The organism is Nostoc sp., from assembly GCF_036917155.1.
Taxonomy (GTDB): Bacteria; Cyanobacteriota; Cyanobacteriia; order Cyanobacteriales; family Nostocaceae; genus Nostoc.
Window position 1 is genome coordinate 15,842 of sequence record NZ_JBALDZ010000231.1, and the last position, 12,679, is coordinate 28,520.

The following is a 12,679-nucleotide window of genomic DNA, read 5'->3' on the forward strand; positions in this document are numbered from 1 at the left end:
ATGAATGTCTCGCTTAACCCGCCCCTACGACCTCTGCACTTCGGTTTGATAAATCTGGTGAGAAATCTGGGTAATGATTTAAGACTTAGATATTCATTTGTTTCTACCACACTTTATTCAAATTCAACACAAACCCAGGCAATATCGATTCACCGCTAACAGTCGCGGGATTTTCCAGACATTCCTCTAATACACCAGGACGATAAATATAGACTCGGCGATGCTTGCGATCAATTAACAATCCTAGCTGCACTCCTGGCTCTTTCATATATTCCTCCATTTTCTCCTTCAAGGGTTTGAGGTTATCAGAAGGCGATCGCAGTTCAACTACAAAATCTGGACAAATGGGGGCAAACCTTTGCTGTTGTTCTGAGGAGAGAGCATTCCAGCGTGACAGTTTAATCCAAGAGGCATCTGGCGATCGCTCTGCACCTGTTGATAGCTTAAACCCTGTGCTGGAAGAAAAAGCAATGCCAGTTTGGTCTTCATCAGCCCAGTTCATTAACTGCTGAGTTATTCTCGCATCTCGATTACCTGTTTCTGAACCAGTGGGGGACATAATTGATATTTCTCCAAATTGATTCCGCTCAATGCGTAAGTCACGATTAACTTGGCAAAAGTCAAAAAACTGCTCATCTGTCATTTGCATTGAGGGAGGAATTTGCACAACTAAAGGGGATGAAAACATGATGATTTCCTCTAGGTTTTGCTGTCTACCCGACTGGCTTTTATTTCTTATTCTCTCCCAAATCATTGTTGCTGTTTAATTCAGCAAGCAGTAGGGGCGGGTTAACAGATATGATCCATCATTCATGAATGTCTCGCTTAACCCGCCCCTACGACCTCTGCACTTCGGTTTGATAAATCTGGTGAGAAATCTGGGTAATGATTTAAGACTTAGATATTCATTTGTTTCTACCACACTTTATTCAAATTCAACACAAACCCAGGCAATATCGATTCACCGCTAACAGTCGCGGGATTTTCCAGACATTCCTCTAATACACCAGGACGATAAATATAGACTCGGCGATGCTTGCGATCAATTAACAATCCTAGCTGCACTCCTGGCTCTTTCATATATTCCTCCATTTTCTCCTTCAAGGGTTTGAGGTTATCAGAAGGCGATCGCAGTTCAACTACAAAATCTGGACAAATGGGGGCAAACCTTTGCTGTTGTTCTGAGGAGAGAGCATTCCAGCGTGACAGTTTAATCCAGCAAACATCTGGAGAACGCTCTGCACCCGTTGATAGCTTAAATCCTGTGCTGGAGTCAAAACAAATACCTGTCCCGTCTTTTTCTGTCCAAACATACAACTGACCAGCTAAGTTGAAGTTACGATTACCCGTCTCGGAACCAGTAGGGGACATAATTGATATTTCTCCAAATTGATTCCGCTCAATGCGTAAGTCACGATTAACTTGGCAAAAGTCAAAAAACTGCTCGTCTGTCATTTGCATTGAGGGAGGAATTTGCACAACTAAAGGGGATGAAAGCATGATGATTTCCTCTAGGTTTTGCTGTCTACCCGACTGGCTTTTATTTCTTAATTCTGACGCAAGTCACTAACTAAATAGCTGCTGAGATTCAAAGATGATGGCGGTAATAGTGGTTTTTGCTACAAATTTCCAGAAAACTAGTGCATTTTATCGTGGCTAACTTCCAGGTTTAGTTTAGCAGACCACGAAAAGCAAAGTAGTGATTTTACTGGGGTTAACGAATATCTATGTAAGTTAGTATACTGCATGACTAATGAGTGAATGCTGACATCTTTTCATTGTCTTAGACGGGGTGGATACCGATGACATCTGAAAAAGAACTTGAACACCGAGAACGTTTACTACGAGAACGAGAAGTTGAATTGCGACTTCGGGAAATGGAAACTAACCTCCATACTACTGATGCGGCTTTTCATCAAACTGTGAAACATCAACCAGAAAATTCTCAAAAACCTTGGATGCAAAAAGTGATTCTGGGTGGAAAACTGTTTGCTCTTGGTGTAGTAGCGCTGGTTGCAGTGAGAATAGCCTCAGTGTTGGCTGGGTTTATTATTGTTGGTGCGCTGGGGTGGATGTCTTACAAATTATTTTTGGAATCTAAAAAACCTAATCTTTAATTAAGGTGTAATTATGATGAGCGATCAGGTAGCAACTGACAGATTTATCCAAGATTTAGAACGTGTTGCTCAAGTGCGATCGGAGATTTCTGTATGTTTGAGTAAACTGGCTGAAACAATTAGTAAAGCCGAGTTAGCTGGAGATTCTTCATCAGGAAAACTTAGTTTAGAGCGAGATATTGAAGATATTACAGTAGCTAGCAAAAACCTCCGTCAAGGAGTATTTCGCCTTTTAGTTTTGGGCGATATGAAACGGGGAAAAAGCACTTTTCTCAATGCCTTAATTGGTGAAAACTTATTACCAAGTGATGTTAACCCTTGTACAGCAGTTTTAACAGTTTTACGCTACGGGCCAGAAAAGAAAGTTACTATTCATTTTAATGATGGTAAAAGTTCGCAACAGCTAGACTTTCAGAACTTTAAATATAAATATACCATTGATCCGGCTGAAGCTAAAAAACTAGAGCAAGAGAAAAAACAAGCATTTCCAGATGTGGATTATGCAGTTGTGGAGTATCCCTTAACGCTACTAGAAAAGGGAATCGAAATTGTCGATAGCCCAGGATTGAATGATACAGAAGCGCGAAACGAATTATCTTTGGGTTATGTAAATAATTGCCATGCAATTTTGTTCGTGATGAGAGCTTCTCAACCTTGTACCTTGGGTGAGCGTCGCTATCTAGAAAATTATATCAAAGGTCGAGGGTTGGCGGTTTTCTTCTTAGTTAATGCTTGGGATCAGGTACGGGAGTCATTGATTGATCCTGATGATGTCGAAGAACTCAAAGCATCTGAGAATAGATTACGACAAGTATTTCACGCGAATTTAGCAGAATATTGTTCTGTAGAGGGTCAAAATATTTATGACGAACGTGTGTTTGAGCTTTCGTCAATTCAAGCACTCAGACGACGGTTGAAGAACCCTCAAGCTGATTTAGAGGGGACTGGCTTTCCGAAGTTTATGGAAGCCCTTAATACTTTTCTTACCAGAGAACGTGCGATCGCAGAACTACGTCAAGTCAGAACCTTAGCGAGACTTGCATGCAATCATACCCGCGAAGCAGTTGCAAGACGCATACCATTACTTGACCAAGATGTAAATGAATTGAAAAAACGGATTGATTCAGTGGAACCTGAGTTTAACAAACTCACAGGTATTCGAGATCAATTCCAAAAAGAAATTATCAATACTAGAGACACTCAAGCAAGAACGATTTCCGAATCTTTTCGCAGCTATGTTTTAAACTTAGGTAACACCTTTGAAAACGACTTCTTACGCTATCAGCCAGAATTAAATCTGTTTGATTTTCTCAGTAATGGTAAACGAGAAGCATTTAACACCGCACTGCAAAAAGCCTTTGAGCAATATATCAGCGACAAATCTGCGGCTTGGACATTAACTGCTGAAAAAGATATTAATACAGCTTTTAGAGAACTTTCTCGCAGTGCTGCACAATATGGTGCGTCTTACAGTCAAGTTACAGACAAAATTACAGAAAAGCTCACGGGACAAAACGTTAAAGTAGATACGACTACCACTACTGAAGATGATAATTCTCCCGGCTGGGCAAAATGGGCAATGGGATTGTTATCACTCTCTAAAGGAAATCTTGCTGGTTTCGCAATGGCGGGGGCTGGATTTGATTGGAAAAATATCTTGTTAAACTACTTCACTGTAATTGGTATAGGTGGGATAATTACCGCAGTGACAGGTATTTTTCTTGGCCCTATTGGGTTTGCGTTGCTAGGTTTGGGAGTAGGATTTTTACAAGCAGATCAAGCACGTAGAGAGTTAGTTAAAACGGCGAAGAAAGAGTTAGTTAAACACCTACCACAAGTGGCACACGAGCAATGTCAGGTTGTATACAATGCCGTGAAAGAGTGTTTTGATTCTTACGAAAGAGAAGTGAGTAAGCGGATTAACGATGATATTGTATCTCGCAAATCTGAATTAGATAATTTAGTCAAGCAGAAACAAACCCGCGAAATCAATCGTGAGAGTGAGTTCAAACGTTTAAAAGATTTACAAGAAGATGTAATAGCTCAGTTGCAAAAAATCGAGGCAGCCTATAGCAACCTATTAGCTTACTATAGCTAATATATCTCATTACTCTCGTTCCCAGCTTCAAGCTGGAAACGCAATTCATTGAGGCTCCGCCTCAAATTCTTATGATTATGGGAGGCGGAGCCTCCTAGTAGGCATTCCCAGCTTCTAGCTGGGAACGAAGAAGATAGGGGAACTATGCAGCAACAGTATGAAGGTTATAAAGATTTAGCAGATTCTCTCAAATCTGCGTCTGCGTTACTGAATTTAGAACGCAAATCGCAACTGCATCAAGATATAACTACCATCTGCAATCATTTAGTTAATCCTAGTTTTCGGATTGCAGTATTTGGGCCTTTTAATCATGGCAAATCCACCTTGCTGAATGCCATGCTAGGGAATCGCACCTTACCGATTGATTTAATTCCCACTACAGGCGCTTCGATTACTGTCAAGTATGGCTCTGATGTGCGAAGTCGTATTATGTTAGTAAACGGTACAGAAATCTATCGCAATGGCACAGAAGTTTTACAGCAATTTGCAATTCTTGATGGCAATAGACAGATGCGAAAAGATGTAGCATCTGTGGAAGTTTTTTGTCCCCATCCCTTTTTAGAAACAGGTGTGGAATTTCTTGATTTACCGGGAACAAATGATCGAGATGAACAAGATAATTTAGTCCGAGAACAACTTTTAAGCGCAGACTTAGTTATCCAATTATTAGATGCACGCAAGTTAATGACTTTGGGTGAGCGGGAAAATTTACGAGATTGGCTATTAGATCGCGGGATTAAAACAGTTATATTTGTTGCCAATTTTCTTAACTTACTTGAACCCGACGAGCAAAAACAAGTTCAAAATCGCCTATTGTTTGTTGCAGAAAGCTTTCGAGCCGAATTACCTCCGGGTTTTAGTAATTTATATCGTGTTGATGCTTTACCTGCTTTAAGAGCCAGATTAAAAGGCGATGTTGCGGCTGCCAATAGTAGCGGTTTAGCAGCTTTTGAAACAGCTTTGCAAAATATTGTCAGGATTTTGCAACCAAATTGTGGTAGCGTGCGTTTGCCAAGAGTGGAAGCGATCGCTTCTCAAATCCAACTCTCATTAAAAGCTAAAATTGACCCGATTGCTATTGAAATCAAATCTTTTGATGATAAACAAAATAGCAAAATTGAAATTAAACAAAAAGCAGCCGACTTAATTTATAAAGGTTTTGCTACTAGCGTAGGAGAGTTACGCGATTGGCTAGCATTACCTAAGCTACTCACAAAATATCAAGCTGATGCGGCTGTGGCATTGGCAGAGAATAACTTTAAAAATTGGCAAACAAATACTATTAAAAAAGACCTGACTGAGTTGCAATTAGCTGTGGTGAAATGGCTTTATCAAGCTTACGAATTTTTCCAAGAAGAACGACCGCAAGATTTATTAATTCCCTTTCCTAGCGAACCACAAGTAATACTACCGCCAAAGCCAAGTAATACTGATGATTTGAGTGAACCTGGTTCCATCGCTGTTGGTGGTGGTATTGGTTGGTTGTTGGGCGGCCCAGTGGGTGCTGCTGTCGTCGGGAGCATTTCTTATTTGTTAAACAAGAATATCCAAAAACAAGACGAACAATTAGCAAAGGAATCTTATCATCAGGAAGTTGCTAAACTTTGTATAACTACGGTTGAAGATTATTTATCTAGTTTTAGCAGTCAAGGGTTATCAATTTTGGATGAATACGAACAAAAAGTCGATAAAGTCATTTGCTTTGAAGTTAGTCAAGAACCATTAGAAGTTACTAATAAACGTGAAAATTTGCAGCAATTACAAAAAGGTTTTAATCATTTGCTACGAGAGTTAGAAAAGGTAAAAATACTCTCAAATTATCAACCTTATAAAGAAATACCCAAATCCAACAACACTAAGAGAAAATATTCGCCACAGCCAAAGAGAGTTCAAACTTCCCCTGAAAAAGATATTAGTGTTAAGCAACAACAGGAAAATACTGTTAAGAATACTGAGACGAGGGTAAAATCTGTTTCTTCACCACCGCCAAAAGCTTCTCCCTCTCCACGGAAAGAAGAGGTAGAGGCGAAATTTCGTGATTGGGAACTCAATGAGGAAATAGCGCGGATGAAAGCAGAGATGCGTCAAACTGGCAAACAGCAAAATACAACTCAAAGCAATAAAGCACCCAACCAACCCAAAAGCCAGATAGAAAAAGATAAAATTACTCGCGCCTACAGCATTTTAGGATTGCAAACAAATGCTTCTTTGGCTGAGGTAAAGCAGGCTTATCGAACTTTAGTAAAAAAATGGCATCCAGATTTATTTGTGAATCAGCCGCAACTGCAAAAACAAGCTCAAGAGAAAATGCACTTAGTCAATGATGCTTACACAATTTTGAGTGAGCAATGAACAACCAGATCCCCGACTTTTTTGAGAAGTCGGGGATCTTTAGACTCATCCTAATTTCATTTCTGGCTGCCAAGCTAAGAAGTAAATATAGAATTAGGAAACTATTATATGAGACTTATGCAACTGCTATCTTTGAGGAATGGCTTTTTAGCGTTAACCTTTAGTGCGATCGCTTCAGTCGGTGGGTTAATGACAGGCTGTGCTAGTACTGCTTCCCAAAACCAAGCACCAAAGGCAACCACCAGCAATACTAACGACAAGCAGATGATGAACCACGGTGGTGGCATGATGAATCACAGCATGGGAATGGATTTAGGCCCAGCCGATGCTAATTTTGATTTACGATTTATCGACGCTATGATACCGCACCATCAAGGGGCTGTGGAAATGGCGAATGTTGCACAGGTGAAATCAAAACGTCCTGAAATCAAAAAGCTAGCAGACAATATTATCAAGTCGCAAAACCAAGAAATCACTCAGATGAAGCAGTGGCGACAAGCTTGGTATCCCAAGATGGGAGATAAACCAATGGCTTACAACAGTCAAATGGGACATACGATGGAGATGTCATCTGACCAAATGAAAGGCATGATGATGAGTCAGGATTTAGGTACAGCTGATGCTGAGTTTGATCTGCGCTTTATCAATGCGATGATTCCTCACCATGAAGGGGCTGTAACAATGGCAAAAGATGTCTTAAATAAGTCTAAGCGCCCTGAAGTCAAGAAATTAGCCCAAGAAATTGTTAAAGCCCAAGAGATAGAGATTAGACAAATGCAACAGTGGCGAAAAGCTTGGTACAAAAAGTAATTCGTAATTCGGGATAGATGTTTGGTTAAGCTGCCACGCATCTAGTTTTTTAGCTGCCTCTAGGCTATGGAAGAGTTTTAGACCCAAAATTATACAATTTAAATGCACGACAGCTTATCTGCTTAAGAATTATTTTATAAACACCCTCTAAATCCTGCAAACAAGTTAATTTGGACTAAATACGGAGGTTGCTTGCGATCGCACTGATTTAATTAGCATATAGGTATAGCCCACCGTAGTGGCGTGGCAAGCAAAAAAATAGTGCATTCGTAGGTTGGGTGGAGCGGAGCGCAACCCAACACATATCAGGATGTTGGGTTACGCAAAGCCTCCACCCAACCTACAATTTTTTTGCAACATTTTAGCCTTGGCACGCCAGTAGGCATTGGGGCTTAAAAATCGTGTTCCCAACTCTAACTAAATTTTCAGCACTATTGCTTATTGACAAATAGTTGATTACCTACCTACTCAACAACTTCCGCCGCAGATTATCCAACGCTGCATTCGCGCTCACATAACGAATTAAAGTTCGACCTCGCGTTGCACCAAACTGATACTCAAAACTTGCTACTTCATCCTTTGGCCCAGCTAAACCAACGTAAACTAAACCCACTGGCTTAGTATCTGTCCCTCCAGTTGGGCCAGCAATTCCAGTGATACTCAATCCCCAAGTGGTTGCAAGGCGGGTTTTTACCCCGACTGCCATTTGCTCTGCAACGATCGCACTTACTGCCCCAAATTTATCTAAATCTTCCTGGTTAACCCCCAGTAGCCTAACCTTCACCGAATTGTCATAAGAAATTACTCCACCCCAAAAATAATCAGAACTGCCTGAAATATCGGTCAACATTTGCCCTAGTCCGCCACCAGTGCAAGATTCTGCCACTGAAAGCGTTTCTCCTGATGCGCGCAACAACTGACCGACAACCGAAGCGAGAGTATCATTATTAACGCCGTAAAAATCCAGTCCGGCAATTTCTTTAATTTGTTTCTCAATGGGCGCAATTAAGGTTTCTGCTGCTGCTTCTGAATTTGCTTTAGCAGAAACTCGTAATCTTACTTCCCCCTTACCTGCATAAGGCGCTACTGTGGGATTTGGCAAGTTCAAATAGGAAGCAACTTTTTCTGCCAAAGCCGATTCACCAATACCCCAAAATTTTAAACTCCGACTGTGAATAATTTCTTTACCCCAACCTTGACTTTTGAGAAATGGTACGGCTGTTTCTTCCCACATCGGATGCATTTCACTGGGAACACCGGGAAAAGTAAAAATTGTGATTTCTGGACGAGGTTGCCAAATAATACCGGGTGCTGTTCCAGTGGGGTTGGGGAGAATTTCTGCACCTTGGGGAATCAAAGCTTGCTTGCGGTTACTTGGTGACATCACCCGACCACGTTGGGCGAATTTTTGGGTTATGTCTTCGATAATGTCAGAACGTTCTACCAACGGGACTTTAAAAAAATCGGCGATGGTTTCGCAGGTGAGGTCATCTGGTGTCGGGCCAAGTCCACCAGTGAAAATGAGAATTTGCGCTCTAGAAATAGCAATTTCTATGACTTGCTTCAACCGTTCTGGATTATCCCCAACCACTGTTTGATAGTAATGGGGGATACCTAGCTGCGCTAATTGTTGCGCCAAAAATTGAGCATTGCCGTTGAGGATATCTCCTAGCAGCAGTTCAGTACCAACACAAATAATTTCTGCACTCATTGGAAGGAATAGTTAGGAGTTAGGAGTTAGGAGTTAGGAGTTAGGAGTAAGGAGTTAGGAGTTAGGAGTTGGGAGTTGGGAGTTGGGAGTTGGGAGTTGGGAGTTGGGAGTTAGGAGTTGGGAGTTAGAAAAACTCATCCCTCTTAACTATCATCTCAGGCTAAGGCTGGTAGGAGTTAGGAGTTTAAAACTTAAAACTCATCACTCCTAACTCTTAACTCCTAACTCCTAACTCCTTACTCCTAACTATCATCTCAGGCTAATGCTGGTACAGGAATTTCCAGGTGAGGATATAAGGGGAAGCGATCGCACAATGCCGCTACCCGTTGCCGACAATCTTGGGTTACTACCTCGGAATCTGGAGAAAGTAGGCGATCGCTAATAATATTTGCAATCTCGGTAAATTCTGCTACTCCTAACCCCCTCGTGGTCATTGCTGGCGAACCTAATCTCAGACCACTGGTAACAAATGGCGATTGCGGATCAAAGGGAATAGTATTCTTGTTAGCAGTAATATTTACAGTACTGACTAGCTGATCTGCCTGCTTTCCAGTTAGATTTACAGAGCGTAAATCTACCAAGATTAAATGATTATCAGTGCCATTAGACACTAACTTTAAACCTCGGTTTTGCAGTTGTTCTGCTAAAACACGAGCATTTTCAATCACTTGGGCAGAATAAGTTTTAAACTCAGGCTTGAGAGCTTCTCCAAAGGCTACTGCCTTACCAGCAATGACGTGTTCCAATGGCCCGCCTTGGCTACCAGGAAAAACAGATTTATCTAGCTTTTTACCTAGTTCTGCGTCGCCAGTCAAGATTAAACCACCTCTCGGCCCGCGTAGAGTCTTATGTGTAGTTGTTGTAACTACATGACAGTGAGGAATGGGATCGGGATGAAGACCACTAGCAACTAAACCAGCAATGTGAGCAATATCGGCGAGTAAGTAAGCGCCGATTTCATCAGCAATACCACGGAACTTTTCAAAATCAATTACACGGGGATAAGCTGAATAACCACAAATCAAGAGCTTAGGACGCTCCCTCAGCGCCAGCTCCCGAATTTGGTCATAGTCAAGTTGTTCTGTTTGTTGACTAACACCGTAGTGGCTAACTTGGAACCACTTACCTGAGAAATTTACAGGGGAACCGTGGGTAAGATGTCCCCCATGAGACAAATCCATCCCCATAATTTTGTCCCCTGGTTCGAGTAGCGAGAGGAACACGGCAAAGTTGGCTTGTGCGCCAGAATGGGGTTGCACATTGGCATGAGCAGCACCAAATATCTGTTTAGCACGATTGATTGCTAGTTGCTCAATTTTGTCGATAAACTCACAACCGCCATAGTAGCGTTTACCAGGTAATCCCTCGGCATATTTATTTGTCAGTACCGTACCTTGAGCTGCTAATACAGCAGCGGAGGTAAAGTTTTCGCTAGCAATCAACTCCAAGTGGTCTCGCTGACGCTGTAGTTCGTCATTGATTAACCCCGCGATCGCCGGATCACTGGAGGTAAGAAAGTCTGAATTAGTCCTAGTCACTTCAATTATCCTTATGGAAATTTGTACAACGGCTGATTTTAGTTGGACACAGCACCTAAATAACAGTCAAAAACCATTGCTTTTGACTGCTGTCCAGAGGCGATTAATCGTCTCCGTACTATTGAGGTTTATTTGTGCCAACTTATTTATTATTAGACCCAAGCTCGATTAATGCATTAATTATCATAACGTTGCTTTTTGAAATCCTCACCTTGCTGCGTGTTGTGAGGTCGTTAGACAGTGTTTTTGATGAATCGGTGTGAAATAACCCTCTCCTAAGAAACAAGGCAGGAGGCAGGAGGCAGAAGGGAAGAGGATTTGACTTGTTTCTTCCATCCATAACGGAAGCGAGCGCGTCCGTAAACAGCTTCTGTCACTTTCCGGGGGCTTCCACGGCGAGAGGTGTTTGGTGATTAAGAGTAAAAGGTTTTAATTTTTCTTTCTGTCTCCCTAAACAAAATTCTGAATTCTTCTTCAATTATTGTTTTTATATCTTCCTTTTTTTTTCTAATCACACTTTTGCATGAGATACCAAGTTGGCGGTAGCCTCCACAGTGACGATCCCACTTATGTTGTGCGTCAGGCAGACGAAAAGCTTTATACCAGTCTAAAAGGTGGTGATTTTTGCTATGTCTTTAACTCTCGCCAAATGGGTAAGTCATCGCTACTACAGCGAATAAGTCGTCGTCTCAAATCAGAAGGCTATAAATGTGTTTACTTAGATGTGACTCAATTGAGTAGTGAGGATACTACATCAGCACAATGGTATAAAGGAATCATTGTTAGCATGTTCTACGGGTTAAATCTGGCGGAACACGTAAACTTTAAGCAATGGTGGGATATACAAGCAGGTCTTTCTCCTATACAAAAACTACACCAGTTTGTTGAAGAAGTTTTGCTGCCAAATGTCAAGAGCGATGGTGAAATAGACGACAAAACCAAAGGCATTTTCATTTTCATTGATGAAATTGATAGTTTGCTGAGTTTGAATTTTCCGGTCAATGACTTTTTTACCTGGATTCGTCATTGCTACAATCAGCAAGCACATGACCCAAATTTTCAACGCTTGGGATTTGCATTGTTTGGAGTAGCCAGCCCATCTGATTTAATTGCTGACAAACGCCGGACACCTTTTAATATTGGGACGGCTATAGAGTTATACGGTTTTCGATTGCATGAAGCTAGCCCATTGCTAAATGGGTTAAAGGAAGCAATCAGTCAACCAGAAGTTGTGCTGCAAGAGGTGATTTACTGGACAGGGGGACAACCGTTTCTCACTCAAAAACTCTGTCAGTTAGTTCTCCAAACTGCCTCAAAGTCATCAGATCGAAAAATTGTTTTATCGCCAAAAACTGAGGCATATTGGGTAGAAGAATTGGTGCGATCGCACATTATTCAAAACTGGGAATCACAAGATGAACCCGAACACCTCCGCACTATTCGCGATCGCTTACTTTTCAACCAACAACAAGCCGGACGGTTGTTGAGTCTTTATCAGCAGGTATTGCAAACAGAGGAAATCGAGGACAAAGGGACGCGGGGATGGGGGGACGCAAACAATAAAGACACTGGCAACTCTTTGTATCCTCTACCTCCAATATCTCCCGTGCCTATTGATGATAGTCCAGAACAGACGGAGCTTTTACTATCGGGATTGGTCGAGAAATACAATGGCTATCTCAGAATTAAAAATCCGATCTACCGCAGTATTTTCAATTCAGAATGGGTGTTAAGACAGTTAGACAATCTGCGCCCTTATTCACAGCCATTCAATGCTTGGGTAGCATCGGATTTTCAAGATGAGTCACGCCTACTACGGGGAAATGCCTTAAAAGAGGTATTGGATTGGACTCAGCGTAAAAGTCTCAGCGATTTGGACTATCGATTTTTAGCAGCCAGCCAGGAATTGGAACGTCGAGAATTCCAACAAAAATTAGAAACAGAACAGCTATGAAATAACGTAACCGTTCACGGTGGAAATTAGGCTACCAGGAAAAATAAGTACAGAGAGATGGTAGATTAGAGGGCATGAAGAAAATCAGCCTCATCAGCC

9 protein-coding genes are annotated in these 12,679 nt (G+C 41.5%); 5 read left to right on the plus strand and 4 right to left on the minus strand.

The genetic code is table 11. The annotated features are described in order from the left end of the window. Window positions 1-103: 103 nt before the first annotated feature. Window positions 104-688 carry a Uma2 family endonuclease gene (locus tag V7K67_RS30985; RefSeq protein ID WP_335169867.1) on the minus strand — a complete coding sequence of 195 codons (585 nt, stop codon included), beginning with the start codon at window positions 686-688 and terminating at the stop codon, window positions 104-106. A 227-nt stretch (window positions 689-915) separates the two neighbouring features. After that, on the minus strand, window positions 916-1,500 hold the full coding sequence (locus tag V7K67_RS30990) for a Uma2 family endonuclease (protein ID WP_335169869.1): 585 nt from the start codon (window positions 1,498-1,500) through the stop codon (window positions 916-918). Window positions 1,501-1,802: 302 nt separating this feature from the next. On the opposite strand from V7K67_RS30990, the gene V7K67_RS30995 reads away from it, so the two are divergent. The 4 genes from V7K67_RS30995 (at window position 1,803) to V7K67_RS31010 (ending at window position 7,377) form a co-directional block, all read left to right on the plus strand. Continuing rightward, the gene (locus V7K67_RS30995; protein WP_334712031.1) at window positions 1,803-2,117 is read left to right on the plus strand and encodes a DUF3040 domain-containing protein; all 315 of its coding nucleotides are present in this window, start codon (window positions 1,803-1,805) and stop codon (window positions 2,115-2,117) included. A 16-nt stretch (window positions 2,118-2,133) separates the two neighbouring features. Further along, window positions 2,134-4,215, plus strand: a complete 2,082-nt coding sequence (locus V7K67_RS31000) for a dynamin family protein (protein ID WP_335169874.1) — start codon at window positions 2,134-2,136, stop codon at window positions 4,213-4,215. Window positions 4,216-4,359: 144 nt separating this feature from the next. After that, window positions 4,360-6,567 (plus strand): dynamin family protein, encoded by a 2,208-nt coding sequence (locus V7K67_RS31005; RefSeq protein ID WP_334731690.1) that lies wholly within the window; start codon window positions 4,360-4,362, stop codon window positions 6,565-6,567. Between the two features lie 117 nt (window positions 6,568-6,684). Then, entirely contained in the window at window positions 6,685-7,377 is a 693-nt protein-coding gene (locus tag V7K67_RS31010; RefSeq protein ID WP_334731689.1) for a DUF305 domain-containing protein, read from the plus strand. Between the two features lie 460 nt (window positions 7,378-7,837). On the opposite strand, the gene V7K67_RS31015 is transcribed toward V7K67_RS31010, so the two are convergent. Together V7K67_RS31015 and glyA are read right to left on the minus strand one after the other, a co-directional pair. After that, a complete protein-coding gene (locus V7K67_RS31015) occupies window positions 7,838-9,088 on the minus strand; it encodes a competence/damage-inducible protein A (RefSeq protein WP_334731688.1) in 1,251 nt (416 codons plus the stop codon). Window positions 9,089-9,342: 254 nt separating this feature from the next. Continuing rightward, on the minus strand, window positions 9,343-10,626 hold the full coding sequence (gene glyA / locus V7K67_RS31020; RefSeq protein WP_334731687.1) for a serine hydroxymethyltransferase: 1,284 nt from the start codon (window positions 10,624-10,626) through the stop codon (window positions 9,343-9,345). Between the two features lie 523 nt (window positions 10,627-11,149). Between glyA and V7K67_RS31025 the strand changes: the two genes are divergently transcribed. Next, the gene (locus V7K67_RS31025; RefSeq protein ID WP_335169872.1) at window positions 11,150-12,580 is read left to right on the plus strand and encodes an AAA-like domain-containing protein; all 1,431 of its coding nucleotides are present in this window, start codon (window positions 11,150-11,152) and stop codon (window positions 12,578-12,580) included. Window positions 12,581-12,679: the final 99 nt, after the last annotated feature.

Coding starts and splice junctions, on each gene's coding strand:
- V7K67_RS30985 (WP_335169867.1), bottom strand. CDS start 688: ATGTTTTCATCCCCTTTAGTTGTGCAAATTCCTCCCTCAATGCAAATG.
- V7K67_RS30990 (WP_335169869.1), bottom strand. CDS start 1,500: ATGCTTTCATCCCCTTTAGTTGTGCAAATTCCTCCCTCAATGCAAATG.
- V7K67_RS30995 (WP_334712031.1), top strand. CDS start 1,803: ATGACATCTGAAAAAGAACTTGAACACCGAGAACGTTTACTACGAGAA.
- V7K67_RS31000 (WP_335169874.1), top strand. CDS start 2,134: ATGAGCGATCAGGTAGCAACTGACAGATTTATCCAAGATTTAGAACGT.
- V7K67_RS31005 (WP_334731690.1), top strand. CDS start 4,360: ATGCAGCAACAGTATGAAGGTTATAAAGATTTAGCAGATTCTCTCAAA.
- V7K67_RS31010 (WP_334731689.1), top strand. CDS start 6,685: ATGCAACTGCTATCTTTGAGGAATGGCTTTTTAGCGTTAACCTTTAGT.
- V7K67_RS31015 (WP_334731688.1), bottom strand. CDS start 9,088: ATGAGTGCAGAAATTATTTGTGTTGGTACTGAACTGCTGCTAGGAGAT.
- V7K67_RS31025 (WP_335169872.1), top strand. CDS start 11,150: ATGAGATACCAAGTTGGCGGTAGCCTCCACAGTGACGATCCCACTTAT.